Annotated in this window: 16 protein-coding genes and 1 tRNA gene; 5 read left to right on the forward strand and 12 right to left on the reverse strand. The window is 72.2% G+C overall.

Features of this window, described 5'->3' with window-relative positions; translation table 11 throughout:
• On the forward strand, nt 1–2655 hold a 2655-nt coding region (locus tag ACIRBY_RS16660), incomplete at its 5' end, for a thioesterase domain-containing protein (RefSeq protein WP_403901162.1).
• Nucleotides 2656–3128: 473 nt separating this feature from the next.
• Here ACIRBY_RS16660 and ACIRBY_RS16665 read toward each other — a convergent pair.
• Nucleotides 3129–3202, reverse strand: a tRNA-Pro gene (locus ACIRBY_RS16665).
• A 217-nt stretch (nt 3203–3419) separates the two neighbouring features.
• On the opposite strand from ACIRBY_RS16665, the gene ACIRBY_RS16670 reads away from it, so the two are divergent.
• On the forward strand, nt 3420–3803 hold the full coding sequence (locus tag ACIRBY_RS16670; RefSeq protein ID WP_403901163.1) for a DUF309 domain-containing protein: 384 nt from the start codon (nt 3420–3422) through the stop codon (nt 3801–3803).
• On the opposite strand, the gene ACIRBY_RS16675 is transcribed toward ACIRBY_RS16670, so the two are convergent.
• Genes ACIRBY_RS16675 through ACIRBY_RS16690 form a run of 4 tightly spaced genes read right to left on the reverse strand, consistent with a single transcriptional unit; the run spans nt 3783 to nt 7096 of the window.
• Nucleotides 3783–4178, reverse strand: a complete 396-nt coding sequence (locus ACIRBY_RS16675) for a VOC family protein (protein ID WP_403901165.1) — start codon at nt 4176–4178, stop codon at nt 3783–3785. The two genes, ACIRBY_RS16670 and ACIRBY_RS16675, sit on opposite strands and share 21 nt — an antisense overlap.
• Nucleotides 4179–4182: 4 nt before the next feature.
• Nucleotides 4183–4869 carry a lactate utilization protein C gene (locus ACIRBY_RS16680; protein WP_403901167.1) on the reverse strand — a complete coding sequence of 229 codons (687 nt, stop codon included), beginning with the start codon at nt 4867–4869 and terminating at the stop codon, nt 4183–4185.
• Complete coding sequence (locus ACIRBY_RS16685; protein WP_403901168.1) at nt 4866–6344, reverse strand: lactate utilization protein B; 1479 nt, start codon at nt 6342–6344, stop codon at nt 4866–4868. The genes ACIRBY_RS16680 and ACIRBY_RS16685 overlap by 4 nt, the downstream gene beginning before the upstream one ends.
• On the reverse strand, nt 6341–7096 hold the full coding sequence (locus ACIRBY_RS16690; RefSeq protein ID WP_403901170.1) for a (Fe-S)-binding protein: 756 nt from the start codon (nt 7094–7096) through the stop codon (nt 6341–6343). Before ACIRBY_RS16690 ends, ACIRBY_RS16685 begins: the two co-directional genes overlap by 4 nt.
• Nucleotides 7097–7114: 18 nt before the next feature.
• On the opposite strand from ACIRBY_RS16690, the gene cobF reads away from it, so the two are divergent.
• A complete protein-coding gene (gene cobF, locus ACIRBY_RS16695) occupies nt 7115–7867 on the forward strand; it encodes a precorrin-6A synthase (deacetylating) (protein WP_403901172.1) in 753 nt (250 codons plus the stop codon).
• A gap of 15 nt (nt 7868–7882) precedes the next feature.
• On the opposite strand, the gene ACIRBY_RS16700 is transcribed toward cobF, so the two are convergent.
• Together ACIRBY_RS16700 and ACIRBY_RS16705 are read right to left on the reverse strand one after the other, a co-directional pair.
• The gene (locus ACIRBY_RS16700; protein ID WP_403901174.1) at nt 7883–9025 is read right to left on the reverse strand and encodes an aminotransferase class V-fold PLP-dependent enzyme; all 1143 of its coding nucleotides are present in this window, start codon (nt 9023–9025) and stop codon (nt 7883–7885) included.
• A gap of 219 nt (nt 9026–9244) precedes the next feature.
• Nucleotides 9245–10939: a glycoside hydrolase family 71 protein gene (locus tag ACIRBY_RS16705; RefSeq protein WP_403901176.1), complete on the reverse strand. Its 1695-nt coding sequence runs from the start codon at nt 10937–10939 to the stop codon at nt 9245–9247.
• A 161-nt stretch (nt 10940–11100) separates the two neighbouring features.
• Here ACIRBY_RS16705 and ACIRBY_RS16710 point away from each other — a divergent pair, with 161 nt between their 5' ends.
• Together ACIRBY_RS16710 and ACIRBY_RS16715 are read left to right on the forward strand one after the other, a co-directional pair.
• A complete protein-coding gene (locus ACIRBY_RS16710) occupies nt 11101–12441 on the forward strand; it encodes a DUF2254 domain-containing protein (protein WP_403901178.1) in 1341 nt (446 codons plus the stop codon).
• A 141-nt stretch (nt 12442–12582) separates the two neighbouring features.
• Nucleotides 12583–13053: a hypothetical protein gene (locus ACIRBY_RS16715; RefSeq protein WP_403901180.1), complete on the forward strand. Its 471-nt coding sequence runs from the start codon at nt 12583–12585 to the stop codon at nt 13051–13053.
• A gap of 82 nt (nt 13054–13135) precedes the next feature.
• Here ACIRBY_RS16715 and ACIRBY_RS16720 read toward each other — a convergent pair whose 3' ends face one another.
• From ACIRBY_RS16720 to ACIRBY_RS16740, 5 genes are all read right to left on the reverse strand, one after another.
• A complete protein-coding gene (locus tag ACIRBY_RS16720) occupies nt 13136–15355 on the reverse strand; it encodes an NADP-dependent isocitrate dehydrogenase (RefSeq protein ID WP_403901182.1) in 2220 nt (739 codons plus the stop codon).
• A gap of 196 nt (nt 15356–15551) precedes the next feature.
• Nucleotides 15552–15905, reverse strand: coding sequence for a DUF805 domain-containing protein (locus ACIRBY_RS16725; RefSeq protein ID WP_042812421.1), 354 nt, complete (start codon nt 15903–15905; stop codon nt 15552–15554).
• A gap of 156 nt (nt 15906–16061) precedes the next feature.
• On the reverse strand, nt 16062–16892 hold the full coding sequence (locus ACIRBY_RS16730; protein WP_403901185.1) for a chitosanase: 831 nt from the start codon (nt 16890–16892) through the stop codon (nt 16062–16064).
• Between the two features lie 144 nt (nt 16893–17036).
• Complete coding sequence (corA, locus tag ACIRBY_RS16735) at nt 17037–18119, reverse strand: magnesium/cobalt transporter CorA (RefSeq protein ID WP_403901620.1); 1083 nt, start codon at nt 18117–18119, stop codon at nt 17037–17039.
• Between the two features lie 73 nt (nt 18120–18192).
• Entirely contained in the window at nt 18193–18585 is a 393-nt protein-coding gene (locus ACIRBY_RS16740; RefSeq protein ID WP_366453408.1) for a TOBE domain-containing protein, read from the reverse strand.
• Between the last annotated feature and the right edge of the window lie 9 nt (nt 18586–18594).

The raw sequence follows: 18594 nt of genomic DNA on the forward strand, positions 1-18594 counted from the left end.
GTCGCCGATCCGTTCGGCGACCCGGGGACCCGGATGTACCGCACGGGTGACCTGGTGCGGTGGAACCGCGACGGCGAACTGGAATACCTGGGCCGCACGGACCACCAGGTCAAGATCCGCGGATTCCGCATCGAACCCGGAGAGGTCCAGGCCGCACTGGTGCGGCAGCCGGAGGTCGCCCAAGCGGTCGTGATCGCCCGCCAGGACCAGCCCGGCGACACCCGTCTGGTCGCCTACGTCGTTCCCGAGGCGGAGGCCGGCGACGGTGACGTACGGGTATCGGAGTGGCGGGAGTTGTACGACTCGCTGTACGGCACATCGGGTGCTCCGCTGGGCGAGGACTTCTCGGGCTGGAACAGCTCCTACACCGGCAGGCCCATCGCACTCGACGAGATGCACGAATGGCGGCAGGTCACCGTGGAACGCATCGCCGGCCACCAGCCCCGACGCATCCTGGAGATCGGCGTCGGCACGGGTCTGCTCATGGCGCCGCTGGCACCGGAGGCGCAGGAGTACTGGGGGACGGACCTGTCCCAGGCAGTGGTCTCCCGGCTTGAGGAACAGACCGCCGAGCGCGGCTGGGACCACGTCACGCTGCGCTGCCAGCCCGCAGACGACACCACCGGACTCCCGGTCGGGCACTTCGACACGATCGTGATCAACTCCGTCATCCAGTACTTCCCCGACCAGGAATACCTCACCCGGGTCCTGACCCAAGCACTGCAACTCCTGGCAGACGGCGGCCGCATCGTCATCGGCGACGTGCGCCACCTCGGGCTGCTCCGCGCCCTGCACACCGCCGTACACGCCCAGCGCGCCGACGACACCGACGCACTGCGATCCGCAGTGGAGCACGCACTCGTCGTGGAGAAGGAACTGCTGGTCCATCCCGACTACTTCACCGCATTCGCCGCCTCCCACGACCTCGGCGTCGACATACGCCTCAAGCACGGCCAGAACCACAACGAACTCACCCGCCACCGCTACGAGACCACCTTGCACAACAAGCAGACGGACTTCGCGGACCTGACAGCCGTACCGCAGCTGACGTGGGGCTCCGACATCACCTCGCTCGACGGGCTCGACGAGCACTTCGATGACGGGATGCCGCTGCGACTGGCCGGCGTTCCCAACGCCCGCCTGGCCGGTGAAACCGCCGCCGCCCGGGCGCTCGAAGCCGGCACGGACATCACCGCCATCGCCACGGCACTGACCGCCCCCTCCGGTACCGATCCGGAAAGCGTCCACCAGTGGGCTGCTGAGCGGGGCCGGCAGGCATTGCTCACCTGGAACCCGCAGGACCCCGCCGCCTTCGACGCGGTTCTGCTGCCGACGGACACCGAAGCGGTGACCGGCACGTACAACCCGCAGCGCCTGACGTCGGCCGTGACGAACACCCCCGTCCGGTCACGGGCCAGCGGCTCGCTGGTGGCGACCCTGCGGCAGGCGCTCCAGGACCAGCTGCCCGACTACATGGTCCCCTCGGCGATCGTGACCCTCGACGCCATCCCCCTCACCCCGAACGGCAAAATCGACCGCAAGGCCCTGCCCACACCGGACTACAGCACCACCGGCAACGGACGCGCCCCGCGCACCCCGCAGGAAGAAATCCTCTGCACCCTGTTCGCAGAAGTCCTGGGCCTGCCCGCAGTCAGCATCGACGACAACTTCTTCGACCTCGGCGGCCACTCCCTCCTCGCCACCCAACTCACCAGCCGCATCCGCACCACCCTCGGCACCGAAACCAGCCTCCAGACACTCTTCGAAGCACCCACCGTCGCAGAATTCTCTGCCAGCCTCGAATCGGGCACGACCAGCAGTGCTTTCGAAGTCCTGCTGCCGCTGCGCAAGCGGGGTAAGCACGCTCCTCTGTTCTGCGTGCACCAAGGGGCAGGCATCTGCTGGTCGTATGCAGGTCTCCTCCCGTTTCTGAGCACCGACTTCCCGGTCTACGGACTCCAGGCCCACGCACTGGACCATCCGGATGAGCTTCGTCGCAGCGTCGAGGAAGTGGCCGATGACTGCATCGCGGAGATGATGCGGATACAGCCCGAAGGCCCTTACCACTTGATGGGGCATTCGTTCGGAGGGATTCTGGCCCACGCCATTTCGGCACGGCTGCAGGAACGCGGGGAACAGGTCGACCTCCTCGTGTTCCTCGATTCCGATCCCGCCAAGCCGATCCCCGAGCACCTGCTGGAGGGGCAGAACGAAATGGAGTTGATGTACGGTGCCATCCTGGAGGCACTCGGCGTCAACACCGACACGTTGGGGAACTCGGCCCCCACGTACGAGGAGTTCAGTCAACTGGCACGAGGGACGAATACGGTTCTCGGAAGTCTCGAGGAGGATCGATTCGTCACCCTCATGAGCGTCATCAAGAACAACATCCGGTTGATGGGTGAATACCGTCACGAGCGGGTGTCGACGGACGCGATGGTATTCGCTGCCACCCGATCACGGACCGGGTACGTCATTCCTCCTGAGGCGTGGCGGGCGTACGTTGACGGCGACATCGACCACACCGAGGTCGACTGCACCCACCAGACCATCACCACACCGCGCATGTTCCGCGAAATCGGGCCCCTCGTCGAGGCCCGGCTACGAAAGATCATCCAGAACCGCTCAATCACCACCGACCGTGATGAGGAGTAGAGCAATGACGAACGCGCTCGAGGACCCGGATGTCACCATCCATGCGATGAGCCGGCAGGGCTAGGCCGTTCGCTTCGGATCACCTCGCTGACCAGATGGTGATGGCAGCGAGGTGGAGTCCGGCGAGGCAGATGGCGGCGGTCTTGTCGTAGCGAGTGGCCGGGCCGCGCCACTGCTTGAGCTTGTTGATGCAGGCCCTCGACGGTGTTCCGCCGCTTGTACGCCTCGCGGTAGAAGGCCGGCGGACGGCCACCGAGGCGGCCGCTCGCCGGCCGGGGTCCCTTTCGACGGGCCCCGGCCGCGTGCCGATGATCGCGGACGACGGTCGTCTCGACCGCGACGCCCCAGTCGAGGTCACCTTCCACACCGGACTGACCCGACCGGACCGGCCTGGTCCCCAACCGGTCCCCAAAAACGATCTTGAGGCCGTATCGGATGCTTCCGATACGGCCTCTGACCTGCGTACTCGCAAGTCGGGACGACAGGATTTGAACCTGCGACCCCTTGACCCCCAGTCAAGTGCGCTACCAAGCTGCGCCACGTCCCGTTGTACTGCTTGTGTCCCTGCGACCTGGGGTTTCCCCGTGCGCTGGGCACATGCAGAACATTACCGCACGTCGAGGGGTGCGTGTGCACGGGTGATCGGGGCGGGGGAGGATGGGCCCGTGGACGGTCGGGAGCGGGATCGGGACGGTGCGGGGCGGGCGCGGAGTGCGCGGCCGCGGGACGGGTTGGGGCGGCCGCTGCCGTACGGGGCCGACGGGGTGGCGCGGCAGCCCGAGGGGGTGGTGCGCCCGCCCGGTGAGACGGTCGCCGAGGCGCAGCGGCTGCTGGACGCCGGGATGCCGTTCCACGCGCACGAGGTGTTCGAGGACGCCTGGAAGTCCGGGCCCCCGGAGGACGCCGTCCTGTGGCGGGCGCTGGCGCAGCTCGCCGTGGGGCTGACGCATGCCGCGCGGGGGAACGCCGTCGGCGGGGCGCGGTTGCTGCGGCGCGGGGCGGCTTCGCTCGCCGAGGTGGAGCGGGCGTACGGGATGGACCTGCCGGGGCTGGTCCGGTGGGCCGGGGAGCTGGCCCACCGGGTCGAGGACGGTGCCGCGGTGGACGCGGCGCGGGAGGCGCCGGAGCTAGGCGGAGGCGGGCTGTAGCAGGTCCCAGCGGTTTCCGTAGAGGTCCTCGAAGACGGCGACGGAGCCGTACGGTTCGTGGCGCGGCTCCTCCAGGAAGCGGACGCCCTCCGCGGTCATGCGGGCGTGGTCGGCCGCGAAGTCGGCGGTGTGGAGGAAGAAGCCGACCCGGCCGCCGGTCTGGTCGCCGATGCGGGAGCGCTGGGCGTCGTCCTTGGCGCGGGCCAGGAGGAGGGCGGCCTCCTTGGCGCCCGGCGGGCGGACGACGACCCAGCGGGAGCCGTCGGGGCGGGGGGTGTCCTCGGCCAGTTCGAAGCCGAGGGCGCGGGTGTAGAAGTCGATGGCCTCGTCGTAGTCGCGGACCACGAGGGCGGTGAGGGCGATGTGGGATGGCATGCGGCTATTGTGCGCCGAGGAGGACGACGTCCAGGGTGCGGGGGCCGTGGACGCCCTCGACCCGGTCGAGTTCGATGTCGCTGGTGGCCGAGGGGCCGGAGATCCAGGTGAGCGGGCGGACGGGGTCGAGGCGTTCGACGGCCTGCGGGACGGAGTCGACGACCTGGGCGGGGACGCGGACCACGCAGATGTGGTGGTCCGGGATCAGGCTGATGCGGCGCCGGCCCTGGTCGGGGCCGCCGTCGAGGACGAGCGTGCCGGTCTCGGCGATGGCCAGGGCGCAGCCGGTGACGACGCTGTCGACCCCGTCCAGGTCGTGGGGGGTGGAGGCGGCCCGGTCGTGGATCGGGGTCGCGTCGGCCGCCGAGAGCCAGTACGGGGGCAGGGCGGGGGGCACGAGGACCGTCCGGGAGGCGGAGAGCAGCCGGGCCAGGAGCAGGGGGAGGCCGGCTTCGTCCGTGCGGTGGACCCGCGCCCGGTACTCGGTCAGGTGGGCGGCGAGCAGGTCCGCGGTCTCGGCGGGGGTGCGGGTGCCGTGGACGCGCAGGTAGTCCCGGGGCACGGGGCCCGGGCCCACGGCGGCGGTGGCGGACGCGGGCCCGGGCGTCGGGGCGGAGGGGGCCGGGTGGGTGGTGGACGGGGTGGAGTTCGCCCTGCGGATGCGGGAGAGGATGCGGTCCCTCGTGGTCACGGTCGGGTCCCCCGTTCTCGGAGCCACCAGTCGCGGAAGGGTTCCGCGGGGATGTCGGGAAGGTCGCGGGTGTCCGTCCAGGCGCGGCCCGGGCCCGGGAGCCGGCGGGGGCGCAGGCGGCGGGCGCGGGCCAGCAGGCGTTCGCCCGCGCGCAGCGCGCCGGGGTGGTCCAGGAGGAGCCGGGCGGCGCGCAGGGCGGCGCGCTCGGCGGTGTGGCCGTGCGCGGGGCGCAGCCGTACGCGGACCCCCTCGCGGGTCACCGGCCCGCCCTGGGCGACGCGTTCGCGCAGGTGGACCAGTACCTCGGGGATGTCGATGGCGACGGGGCAGACTTCGTAGCAGGCCCCGCACAGGGTGGAGGCGTAGGGCAGGGTGGCGTCGATGGCGCTGCCGGTGCCGCGCAGTTGGGGGCTGAGGACGGCGCCGATGGGGCCGGGGTAGACGGAGCCGTAGGCGTGGCCGCCGGCGCGTTCGTAGACGGGGCAGACGTTCAGGCAGGCGGAGCAGCGGATGCAGCGCAGGGCCTGGCGGCCGGTCTCGTCGGCGAGGGTGTCGGTGCGGCCGTTGTCGAGCAGGACGAGGTGGAAGGCGGACGGGCCGTCGCCGTCCACGGTGCCGGTCCACATGGTGGTGTACGGGTTCATCCGCTCGGCCGTGGAGGAGCGCGGCAGGGTCTGGAGGAAGATCTCCAGGTCGCGGAAGGTGGGGACGACCTTCTCGATGCCGACGACCGAGATCAGGGTCTGCGGCAGGGTCAGGCACATCCGGCCGTTGCCCTCGGATTCGAGGACGACCATCGTGCCGGTCTCGGCGACCATGAAGTTGGCGCCGGAGACGGCGACCTCCGCGCGCAGGAACTTCTCCCGCAGGTGCAGGCGGGCCGCTTCGGCCAGTTCGCGCGGGTCGTCGCCGAGGTCGTCGGGGGCCGGGCGGCCCCAGGCTCCCATCTCGGAGCGGAAGACGTCCCGGATCTCGCCGCGGCCGCGGTGGATGGCGGGGACGAGGATGTGCGAGGGCCGGTCGTGGCCCAGCTGGACGATGAGCTCGGCGAGGTCGGTCTCGTACGCGGCGATCCCGGCGGCCTCCAGGGCCTCGTTGAGGCCGATCTCCTGGGTGGCCATCGACTTGACCTTGACGACCTCGTGTGCGCCGGTGGCCCGGACGAGGCCGGTGACGATGCGGTTGGCCTCGTCGGCGTCGGCCGCCCAGTGCACGGTGCCGCCGGCCGCGGTGACGGCGGCCTCCAGCTGGAGGAGGTAGTGGTCGAGGTGGCGCAGCGTGTGGTCCTTGACGGCCCTGCCCGCCTCGCGCAGCCGGTCCCAGTCGGCGAGTTCGGTGACCGCGCGCGCCCGTTTGTCGCGGATGGTGTGGGTGGCGCGGCGGAGGTTGGCGCGCAGCACCTCGTCCCGTACGGCCTCCTTGGCCGCCTCCGGGAAGGGCGGGAAGGCGGGCATGCCCAGCGGCGTACGCGTCATCGCAGCGGGTCCTCCTCGGTCGATGCCAGGATCTCGGCGAGGTGCAGGGTGCGCAGCGGGGAGCCTGCGCGGCGGAGGATGCCGTCGAGGTGGGCGAGGCAGGAGTTGTCGGCCCCGCACAGCACCCCGGCGCCCGTCGCGCGGGCGGCGGCGGCCTTGTCGGCGCCCATGGCGGCGGAGACGTCGGGGTTCTTGACGGCGAAGGTCCCGCCGAAGCCGCAGCACTCCTCGGCGCCGGGCAGCTCGACGAGGTCCAGTCCCCTGACGGCGGCCAGCAGCCGGCGGGGGCGCTCGCCCAGCCCGAGGGTGCGCAGGCCGTGGCAGGAGGGGTGGTAGGTGACGGTGTGCGGGAAGAAGGCGCCCACGTCGGTAGCACCGAGCACGTCCACGAGGAACTCGGTGAGTTCGTACACGCGCGGGACGAGGTCCTCGGCGAGCCGTTCGAGTCCGCTCCCCCGGCCCTCCCGGGCGGCCTGGCGGGCGATGCGCGGGTAGTGCGCGCGGACCATGGCGGCGCAGGAGCCGGAGGGGGTGACCACGTGGTCGTAACCGGCGAAGGCCTCGGCGGTGCGGCGCAGCAGGGGTTCGGCCTCGCGGCGGTAGCCGGTGTTGTACTGGGGCTGGCCGCAGCAGCTCTGGGCCGCCGGGAAGTCCACGTCGACCCCGAGCCGCTCCAGGAGGCGGACGACGGCGATGCCCGTACGGGGGTACAGGGCGTCGTTGACGCAGGTGACGAACAGGGCGACACGCATGGTGGGCACAATAGCCCGGTGAAGAAGTTCTCAGTGATCGGTATAGGCGCGGGCGACCCGGACCACCTGACCCTCCAGGCGGTCAGGGCGATCGGCGCGGCGGACGCATTCCTCATCCTGGAGAAGGGGGAGGAGAAGGCGGACCTGACGGGGCTGCGGCGCACCATGCTGGAGGCGCACGCACGGCCCGGCCACCGCCTGGTGGAGGGCCGCGACCCGGACCGCGACCGCACCCCGGCCGAGTACGCGCCGACGGTGGACGGCTGGCGCAGCGCCCGGGCGGAGATCTTCGAGCGGTTCATCGCCGAGGACCTGGCGGACGGCGAGACGGGCGCGTTCCTGGTGTGGGGCGACCCCTCGCTGTACGACTCCACGCTCGCGATCCTCGACGAGGTGCTGGAGCACGGCCGGGTGGCCTTCGAGCACGAGGTGGTGCCGGGCATCAGCAGCGTGTCGGCGCTGCTGGCGCGGCACCGCACCAACCTGAACCGGGTGGGGCGCCCGGTCCAGATCACCACCGGCCGCCGGCTGGCGGAGGGCTGGCCGCAGGACGTGGACGACGTGGTGGTGATGCTGGACGCGCGGCACGCGTTCACGGCCCACCTCGACCAGGACCTGTTCATCTACTGGGGCGCGTACGTGGGCACCCCGGACGAGATCCTGGTGTCGGGGAAGCTGTCGGAGGTGTCCGGCCGCATCGAGGAGCTGCGGACCGAGGCCCGGGCCCGCAAGGGCTGGATCATGGACACCTATCTGCTGCGCCGGTCCTGAGGCGGCCGGGTCGGGTCAGGGCAGGAAGGCGGGGAGGGCGGCGGCGAGGCGTTCGTACTCCTCGGGCCGGTTGTAGACCTGCCCGCAGACCCGCAGGCCCCCGCCGCCCGCCCAGGGCCAGACCAGGACCCGGATGCGGAGCTTCGCGGCGAGTTCCTCGCGCAGCGCCGTGGCGGCCTCGCGGGTCTCGGCGACGCCCGGCGGCAGCAGCAGGGAGCGCAGCGCCAGGCCCGGCGTGTGCGGCAGCGGGGTGAGTCCGGGGATCCGGGCGAGCAGTTCGGCCCCGTAGCCGGCCAGGGCGCTGTTGTGGGCCCGGACCCGGTCGGCGCCGAGCCGCTCCAGGAGGTCGAGGCCTTCGGGGGCGGCCAGCCAGCCGGTGTAGTCGAAGGTGGCGCGGTACTCGACGGAGAGCGGGAAGCCCCGGTGGTCCTCCCAGGACGGGCTGAGGGCGCGGACCCGGGCGCGGTGGGCGGGGGCCACGGCGAGGACGGCGCTGCCGGAGGGGGCGTACCCCCATTTGTGCAGGTTCCCGAACCAGAAGTCGGCTCCGGCGGCGATCGGTTCGGCCAGCATGCCGGGGGTGTGGGCGCCGTCGACGACGGTGGTGATCCCGCGGGCGGCGAGGTCGGCCAGGAGCCGGGGGCCCGCGATGAGGCGGGCGGTGGGCGAGCTGACGTGGTCGAGCACGGCCACCCTGGTGCGGGGGGTGATCCCGGCGAGCACGGCCTCCCGGACGGCGTCCTCGTCGGGGAGGCGGGGGTCCAGGGCCACGGTGGTGACCTTCGCCCGGCGGGCGGCGGCGTCGACGACGGTGCCGTAGCCGTGGTCGGTGACCAGGATCTCGTCGCCCTCGGCGAGCGGGATCGCGTCGAGGGCGAGGTTGGCGCCCTCGGTGGCGTTGGAGATGAAGGCGAGGCCGTCCGGGTCGGCGCCCAGGCGGGCCGCGATCCGGCCGCGGGCGGCGTCGAGCCGCTCCGAGACCCCGTTGAAGAAGGCGTCGGGGTCGGCGTGGGCCTGGGCGCGCAGGGCTTCCTGGGCCTCCTGGACGGGCAGCGGGACCGCCCCGTACGAGCCGTGGTTGAGGTGCGCGACGGCGGGGTCCAGCCGGAAGAGGGCGGGGCCGCCGGGGAAGGCGGGCGGGGCGGTCGGTTCGGTCATGGATGCCTCCGGGTCGGGGACGGGCGGGCGCGCCTGGCCTCGCGGGCCCGCTCGGGCAGCATGCGGCGCGCCGGGGCGGAGGGAAAGGGCCGCTTGGGCGGGATTGGCCTGGCAGGGACCCCGCCGCGCCCGGTTTCGACCCCTGTGCCCGGTGGCGGAACCCGGGGGGCCTCGGGGCGGCCGCCGCGTCGGGCGGCTCGCGCCGGCCGTCCGGCTCCCCTACCCCGCCCGGCCGCTGGTCGCCGCGTAGTACTGGAGGTCCTGCACGGGCACCTTCCGGTCCACCGGGTACGGCAGTTCCACCTCCGCCGCGGCCCTACCGTCGCGCACCAGCCGGGCGGAGCTGATGCCGGGCCCCAGCGGGAGCAGTTCCGAGTGGAGTCCGGCCGGGGCCCCGTACTCCCCCGCGGTCCGGCCGACCGCCGTACGGATGCTCCCGGGCCGGGTCAGGAAGCTGAGCACCTCCACCGTGTCCCGGGCGGCGGCGCTGCCCTTGCGCAGGGACATCACCAGGGACTGGGCACCGTCGGGGTCGGCGTCGGCGAACTGGGTGCGGGCGGTGAGGTACAGGGTGTCGCGCACGACGGGCGGCCAGTCGCCGGTCTTGAAGCGGGTCAGGTAGTACGAGGCGAGGTCCAGGTACGCGTGGCCGTTGTGCAGGGACGGGGCGAACTGGCTGCCCTCGGAGTAGTCGTTCCAGGTGGTGAGCTGGACCCAGTCGGCGCCGTCGTCGATGGCGTGGGTCCAGGTGGAGCGCAGGGTCGCGGTGTTGCCGGCCTCGTCGTAGATCCCCTGGTTGGGGCGGGCGTCCTGGACGGACACCGGCTGCATCCAGATCCCGCCGAGGCCGTGGGCGCGCCGGACGTCGGCGGTGGCGCCGTCCTGGCCGGCGTAGCTGCGGCTGCCCCACTCGGAGAACCCGTAGCTGAGGGGCGCGAAGGCCTCGCCGTGGGCGTCGAAGTCGAGGAAGAGGGGGACGAAGGCGGTGCGGATGCCGTGCCGGGTCCTGAGCGTGTCGATGACCCGGCTCCACCAGCCGGGGTCCTTCTGCTCGGCCTTGAACGGGGAGAGGACGAGGCGGCCGTCGTCCAGCCGGTGGGCGGCGGGGGACGCGGCGAGGGCGGCCACGGCGTCGGCGAGGACCGCGGGGTCGTCGGTGTCCAGGGCGGTCATGTCCGGCATCAGCATGATCTTGAAGGCGGGGTCCACCGCGTGGGCCGCCCGCAGCAGCATCTCGGCCCGCTCCCGGTTCTTGCCGGAGAGGGAGAGCAGGTCGAGCGTGAAGCCGTCGATGCCCGCGTCGCGCGCGGTGCGCACCTCCTGCCGGAGGTTGGCGTACTCCCAGTCGCCGTCCTTCGGCGGGACGGGCAGGGGGCGGTCGCGCAGCAGGCCGCCGTAGCGCAGGTGCTTGCCGTTCTCGCCGCCGGGGTCGAGGTAGTTGCGGGTGTAGTAGTCGGCGTCGGCGCTCGCGTTGTCCAGGGAGAGCGGGTACGGGGTGAAGTAGTGGGCGAACACCAGCTTGCGGCCCGCGGCGCCGGAGCGCAGCGCGGCCGGGCCGGGCAGGTCGAAGGGGAGGGCGCCGGCGGGCCGGGGGCCGCCGGTGTCGACCTGTCCGCGGGTGGCGGGCGGCGGGGTACCGCCCTTGTCCGGGCCGTCTCCCCGGCCGCCGGACGGTGGGGCGGCGGGGATGGCGGACGGTCCGGGGGAACCGGCCGCGCCGGACCGGGGCGCGGCCGGGGCGGCGGCGCCGGCCGAGAAGGGGTCCCCGGCGATGCCGGTGGCGGCGCAGACGCCGACCAGGAGGAACACCGAGAGCAGCAGGGCGAGTAACGGTCCGCTCCCGCGCAGGAGCGGGCGGCGCCGGTGCGAAGAGGCCTTGCATGCACGCCTGTTGGTCCGCCGGTCCGCCGTCATCGTCGAGCCCCTCCCTGGACGCGCCCCGCCGCAGGGCTGAGAGCAGTAGAGCCGATGTCCGCGGCACGGACAACCGTTCGCCCCCGGCCCGGCCGCGGCGCGTACGTCACGCGGACCGCGGGAACGGCGAAGAGCGGTGTGCCGGCGCTAATTTGGCGTCCATGCCCATGACCGTGGTGCGGCGCCGCCGAGGGGTGTTCCCGAGGCTGCGCAAGCGCATGCGCAACTCCTTCCTCTTCGTTCCGTTCGCGGGTCTGCTGATCGGCTGGGTGCTGGCCACGCTCGTGGTCCGGGCCGACGCCTTCATCCACGACCTCGACGCCCGCTGGACCGAGGTGGACCTCTCCGGCCTGTGGTTCCTGCGCACCGCCGCGGGCTTCGGGTCGGCGGCGAAGACGGCGGTCGCCGCGGTCAGCTCGGCGATGCTGACGTTCATCGGCGTGGTCTTCTCGATCACCCTGGTCGCGCTCCAGATGGCGGCGGGCCAGTTCTCGCCGCGGGTGCTGCGCCTCTACGTGGAGAGCAGGGTCACCAAGCTGACGCTGGGGACCTTCCTGTGCACCTTCCTGTACACCCTGCGCGTACAGAAGGAGTACGGGTCGTCCGGCGACGGCGACGGGGACGCGGTCGTGCCCTACCTGGGTGCTTCGCTCGCCATGGGCTTCCTGGTGCTCAGCCTGGGCCTGTTCGTCGTCTACGTGCACTCCACCATCCGGCTGATGAGGGTCCCGTACGTCATGGACCGGGTGTGCCGGGAGAGCCTGCGGCTGATCCGCGACAGCGCGGGGCCCGGGCGCGCCGTGGACGGGGGCGCCGCGGAGCGGGCCGCCGACCCGGGCGGGGCGACGGTCTCGCACGTCCGGCGGCCCGGGGTGCTCCAGGCGGTGGACGTGCCGCGGCTGGTGGCGCTCGCCCGGCGCGAGGGGCTCGTCCTGCACCTGGTCCCCCGGATCGGGGACTACCTGGTGCCGGGCACCGTGCTGTTCCGGGTCTCGGGCGGGCCGGCGCCGTCGGACGCGGACGTCCAGGCGGCCCTGGAGCTGGGTGTGGAGCGGACCACCGAGCAGGACCTGGCCTTCGGGATCCGCCAGCTCGCCGACATCGCCTCGCGCGCCCTGTCCCCCTCGGTCAACGACCCGACGACCGCCGTGCAGGCCCTGGACCGGATCGAGGTGCTGCTGACCGCCTTCGCCGTACAGCCCCTGGGGCGGGCGTTCCACCGGGACGCGGACGGGGCGGTGCGGCTGGTGGAGACCCTTCCGAGCTGGCCGGATCTGCTGGACCTGGCCCTCACCGAGGTGCGGGACTACGGGATCGGCTCGGTGCAGATCACCCGGCGCGTCGCGGCCTGCCTGGACGACCTGGAGCGGCTCGCGCCGCCCGACCGGCGCGAGCCGGTACGGCGCCACCGTGACCTCCTGGAGGAGGCCGTGCACACCACGGCGGCCACCCCGCAGCGCGCGGCGTTCGCCCTCCAGCCGGACCGGCAGGGCATCGGCTGAACCGCGCCGGCACGGAGGCGACAGTACGGAATACGACATTCCCCTAGGCATGCGGGGCAAGGGGCGCATAATCGTCGTCACGCGGCCCGATTCGTCCCGGCTGCCGCAGCGGTCACGCATGCAATGGGGGGCATCGTGATGATGGGCGACACCAGACCCGCACGATCGGACGGGGCGGCCGGGTCACTTCCGGCCACCTCCACGGAGCTGTCGGTCCTGCTCACCGCCGTCCGGCGGGGCCGGGTGCTGACCGTCACGGGCCGCTTCCGCGAACCGCGCAGCCTGCTCGTGCGCGACATCGCGCGGCGGATCTCCTCCAACTTCTGCGACGGCGCGGTCGTCGTCCGCCCCTGCGGCGACGGCGGCGTGCGCGACCTCGTGGCCGCGCTGGGCCGGCTGCCCGGTGTGCCGGTCCTGCCCTGCGGGGCGGCGGACGCCGCCTCCTGGCTCGCCGAACGGGACCTGCTGCTGGTGCTGGACGACAGCGACCGGCTCTCCCCCGAGGCCCTGGCCTGGCTGCGGCGGCTGCTCGCCGTGGCGCCCGGCCTGCGCATCCTGGCGGCGGGCCGCCACCCCCTGGCGGTCGGCGAGGGCCGCGTGCACCGCCTCTGAGACGGCGCCGGACGCGGGTCCGCCCCGGCCGGCGTGGTGTGCCGGCCGGGGCGGACCCGTACCACTGCTCCTGCCCGGGGCGTCAGCCCAGGAGGGCGAGCGCCTGGTTCAGCGTCGCGGACGGACGCATGACCGCGGCGGCCTTGGCCGGGTCGGGCTGGTAGTAGCCGCCGATCTCGGCCGGGGAGCCCTGGACGGCGACGAGCTCGGAGACGATGGCCTCCTCCTGCTCGGCCAGCGTCTTGGCGAGCGGCTCGAAGGCCGCGGCCAGCTGGGCGTCGTCGCTCTGGCCGGCCAGCTCCTGCGCCCAGTACAGGGCGAGGTAGAAGTGGCTGCCGCGGTTGTCGATGCCGCCGAGGCGACGGGTCGGCGACTTGTCCTCGTTGAGGAACGTGCCGGTGGCGCGGTCGAGGGTGTCGGCCAGCACCTGGGCACGGGCGTTGCCCGTGGTGGTGGAGAGGTGCTCGAAGGACGCGGCCAGCGCGAAGAACTCGCCCAGCGAGTCCCAGCGCAGGTAGTTCTCCTTGACCAGCTGCTGGACGTGCTTCGGGGCGGAGCCGCCGGCGCCCGTCTCGAAGAGGCCGCCGCCCGCCATCAGCGGGACGACCGACAGCATCTTGGCGCTGGTGCCCAGCTCCAGGATCGGGAAGAGGTCGGTCAGGTAGTCGCGCAGCACGTTGCCGGTCACCGAGATGGTGTCCTCGCCGCGGCGGATGCGCTCCAGGGAGAACTTCGTGGCCTCGACCGGGGAGAGGATCTCGATGGTCAGACCGTCGGTGTCGTGGTCGGCCAGGTACGTCTTGACCTTGGCGATGAGCTGCGCGTCGTGGGCGCGGTCCTCGTCGAGCCAGAAGACGGCCGGGGCGCCGGTGGCGCGGGCGCGGGTGACGGCGAGCTTGACCCAGTCCTGGATGGGCAGGTCCTTGGTCTGGCAGGCGCGGAAGATGTCGCCGGCGGCGACCTCCTGCTCGATGACGACGTCGCCCGCGGCGTCGACGACGCGGACGGTGCCCGCGGCGGCGATCTCGAAGGTCTTGTCGTGGCTGCCGTACTCCTCGGCCTTCTGGGCCATGAGGCCGACGTTCGGCACCGAGCCCATGGTGGCCGGGTCGAACGCGCCGTGGGCGCGGCAGTCCTCGACGACGGCCTGGTAGACGCCGGCGTAGCTGCTGTCCGGGAGGACGGCGAGGGTGTCGGCCTCGGCACCGTCCGGGCCCCACATGTGGCCGGAGGTGCGGATCATGGCCGGCATCGAGGCGTCGACGATGACGTCGGACGGCACGTGCAGGTTGGTGATGCCCTTGTCGGAGTCGACCATCGCCAGGGCCGGGCCCTCGGCGATCTCGGCGTCGATCGAGGCCTTGATCGCGTCGCCGTCGGCGAGGGCGCCGAGGCCGTTCAGGATGGTGCCGAGGCCGTCGTTGGGGGACAGGCCGGCGGCGGCCAGGGTCTCGCCGTAGCGGGCGAAGGTCTTCGGGAGGAAGGCGCGGACCACGTGGCCGAAGACGATCGGGTCGGAGACCTTCATCATCGTGGCCTTGAGGTGCACGGAGAACAGGACGCCCTCGGCCTTGGCCCGCGCGATCTGGTCGTTCAGGAAGGTGCGCAGCGCGTCGACGTGCATGACGGACGCGTCGACGACCTCGCCGGCGAGGACCGGTACGGACTCGCGCAGGACGGTGGTCGCGCCGTCGGCGGCGACGTGCTCGATGCGCAGGGTGCCGGCCTCGGCGATGACGGCCGACTTCTCGGTGGAGCGGAAGTCGTTCGCGCCCATGGTGGCGACGTTCGTCTTCGACTCGGGGGTCCAGGCGCCCATGCGGTGCGGGTGGGTCTTGGCGTAGTTCTTCACCGAGCCCGGGGCGCGGCGGTCGGAGTTGCCCTCGCGCAGGACCGGGTTGACGGCGCTGCCCTTGACCTTGTCGTAACGGGCGCGGACGTCGCGGTCCTCGTCGGTCTTCGGGTCGTCCGGGTAGTCCGGAAGGGCGTAGCCCTGGCCCTGGAGCTCGGCGATCGCGGCCTTCAGCTGCGGGATCGAGGCCGAGATGTTGGGCAGCTTGATGATGTTGGCCTCAGGGGTCTTCGCCAGCTCGCCGAGCTCGGCGAGGGCGTCGGCGATGCGCTGCCCCTCCTCGAGGTACTCGGGGAACAGGGCGATGATCCGACCGGCCAGGGAGATGTCACGGGTCTCGACATTCACACCGGCCGTCGACGCGTAGGCCTGGACCACAGGCAGGAAGGAATACGTCGCGAGGGCCGGGGCCTCGTCAGTGTGCGTGTAGATGATGGTCGAGTCAGTCACCGGATGCTCCGCTCCACAGTCTGCGTCTCTCGTCTGCAACATTGCTCGACATCAAGATATCTCGTGATCGGGCCGGTCAGGACAGCCCCCTGCCGCAACCCGAGCGAGACGCGTGTCACCCCGCACGCGAAAGCGCCGCCACCGGCTGTGACGAGCCGGTGACGGCGCTGTGCGGTGCGGGGTGCCGGGAGGTGCGTCAGGCGCCGATCTGCTTGGGGTTCGCGCCGTAGACGTTCGGTCCGGCGTCACCCTCGGTGGCCATCAGGACGAGGATCCAGATGAAGCCGACGAAGGGGATGAGGCTGATCAGGTACCACCACCCCGACTTCCCGGTGTCGTGCAGCCGGCGCACCGTGAGCCCCAGGGAAGGGAGGAACACGGCGAGGGTGTAGATCCAGCTGATGACCGGGTAGCTGCCGAGGGCGAAGTCGAGGATCGCGAGGACGATGACGATCGGGATGTTCCACAGGAGGAACATCCAGTACTCCTGGCGGCGGGCACGGCCCTGGAAGTCCGCGTACCGCTTGATGACGTCGAGGTAGTAGTTCACGAGTCCCCCCTTGGGACGGAACCTGCGGCCCCTCCCCTGAAAACGGGGCCGGGCCGGGGTTATGCCCCCGCGATGACGCGCTCAAGCCACTTCGAGCCATCTGGATTAGGCCAGCACCCCTGGTTTCAAAGGGAGTTGGGGCGCTCGCGGGCCGGGTCAGCCGATGTGGTACGCGTCCCCGTAGACCTTCCAGTCGAGCGGCGTGTCCAGGTTGAGGTTGCCCTTCTTGAGGAAGACGCGCTGGGCGGTGTCGACGCGGCTGGTGTCGCTGTGCGCCTCCTCCTGCTTCATCGCCCAGACGCGGGCGTCGAGGAAGGCGTTCAGCCAGGCGGTCTCGTTGCCGCCCTGGGCCGGGGGCTTGGCCTTGGACAGGGCCCGCTTGCGGATGTTGCGGAAGCTGGTGGCGTCGCCGCCGTCGCCGTGCATGACGATGGCGTCGTAGTAGGCGAACTGGCCGAGGGTGCCGACGCCGTCGGACTTGCCCTGCTTGACGGCGGGGTCGAAGTAGACCCGGTCGCGCTCGTGGTCCTGCGCCTTCTTGAACGCGGCGTCCTGGGCGGCCTTCGCCCAGTCCTTGGTGAAGTTCGGGTCGAGGCCGGCATGGGAGTCGCCGCCGTTGACCTTGCGCAGGGCGGGGAGGTACTTGGCGAGCACGTTGCCGGGCTTGACCTGCGTGTAGTACTCGACGAGGTCGAGCATGTCGCCGGTCCCGGAGCAGAAGCCGATGATGCCGGCGGTGTAGCCGCGGCCGTCGCCTATGTCCTCGATGTACTTGTACTGCGCCTTCCAGTCGAGGGAGGAGTTCTCGGCGCTGGAGACGATCTGCATGGCGATGTCCTTCTTCGCCGGGTCGTCGAGGCCGGCCGCCGCGCGGACGGTGACCGGCGCGGGCGGCGCGGCCGCGGGCTGGGCCGCGGCCGGGGTGGCGAGGAGGGTGGCACCGAGGAGCACGCCGATGGCCAGGGGGGTGCGGGGGGTCGTGAACACGAGGCCTCCGTAGGGGGGTTGAGCCTTTCCTGTTCCGTTAGGAAACTTTCCTACCAGATACGGGCGGCAGAGAACACCCCTGTGGAGGCCACCTCCGGAAGCCGACGGTCCGCACCCGGGCCGGGCCCCGGCCCGGGCCCGGTGTCAGAGCCAGCCGTTGCGGCGGAAGCCGCGGTGGATGACGTAGCAGGCCACCGCCATGACCACGAGGACCGCCGGGTAGCCGTACGTCCAGTGCAGTTCCGGCATGTGGTCGAAGTTCATGCCGTACACGCCGCACACCATCGTCGGCACGGCCACGATCGCGGCCCACGCCGTGATCTTGCGCATGTCCTCGTTCTGGGCGACCGTCACCTGCGCCAGGTGCGCCTGGAGGATCGAGTCGAGGAGCCCGTCGTACGCCGAGATCTGCTCCGTGGCGCGGGTCAGGTGGTCGGCCACGTCGCGGAAGTACGCCCGGACCTCCGGCGGGATCACCGGTATCGCCTGCGTGGCGAGGTGTTCCAGCGGCCGCCCCAGCGGGGCCACCGCCCGCCGCAGTTCGAGCAGTTCGCGCTTCAGCTGGTAGATCCGGCCCGCGTCGCCGCGCCCGCCGTGCTCGCTGAACACGGCCGTCTCCACGGCGTCCATGTCGCTCTGCACCGCGTCGGTGACGGCCACGTAGTCGTCGACCACGTGGTCCGCCATGGCGTGCAGGACGGCCGCCGGGCCCTTCGCCAGCTGCTGCGGCTCGGCCTCCAGCGCCTCGCGGACCGGACCCAGGGTGCCGTGGCCGCCGTGCCGGATGGTGATGACGAAGTCCCCGCCGACGAAGGCCATCAGCTCGCCGGTCTCCACCACCTCGCTGGTCGCCGTCAGCTCCTCGTGCTCCACGTAGCGGACGGTCTTGAAGACGGCGAAGAGCGTGTCGTCGTAGCGCTCCACCTTCGGCCGCTGGTGGGCGTGGACGGCGTCCTCGACGGCCAGCGGGTGCAGCCCGAGCAGCTCGGCGAGCCCGGCGAGCTCCAGCTGGGAGGGCTCGTGCAGGCCGATCCAGACGAAGCCCTCGCCGGTCTTGCGGACCCGGCGCAGCGCCTCCTCGACCTCGGCGCAGCCCTCCTGGCGGATGCCGTCCTGGTAGACCACGCAGTTGACCACGGCGCTGCCGAGCGGGGAGCGGGCCGGGTGGCTGAGGTCGACGGCCCGCCGGTAGCCGCGGCGCACGGCCCGGCGCAGGTTGCTGAACATGGACAAGGAGGTACTTCCCTTCGGCGGATCAGCGGCCAGTCTGCCACCGCCGTGCCGAGGGGCCCGCCGGAGGTCAGCCCCGGTCGACGAAGACGCTGGTCGACTTCACCCGCGCCGTGGCCCGCGAGCCCACCTCCAGGCCCAGCTCCTCCACCGCCTCCCGGGTCAGCAGGGAGACGATGCGGTGCGGGCCGGCCTGGATCTCCACCTGGGCGTCGACGGTGCCGAGCTTCACCCCGGTGACGATGCCCGGGAAGGCGTTGCGCGCCGAGGTGTACGGGGTCTCCTCCCCCTCGGTCCCCTCCTGCGCGGCCTCCACGCAGAACGCGGCCAGGTCCGGGCCGTCGACCATGCGGCGGGTGCCCTCGCGGCGGGTGGGGAAGCGCTCGGCGTCGGCCCAGCGGCGGGCCGTGTCGACGCTGACGCCGAGCAGCCGGGCCGCCTGGCCGATGGTGTAGGACTCCATGGGCGCAGC

The organism is Streptomyces sp. NPDC096136 (genome assembly GCF_044763325.1).
Lineage (GTDB): Bacteria > Actinomycetota > Actinomycetes > Streptomycetales > Streptomycetaceae > Streptomyces.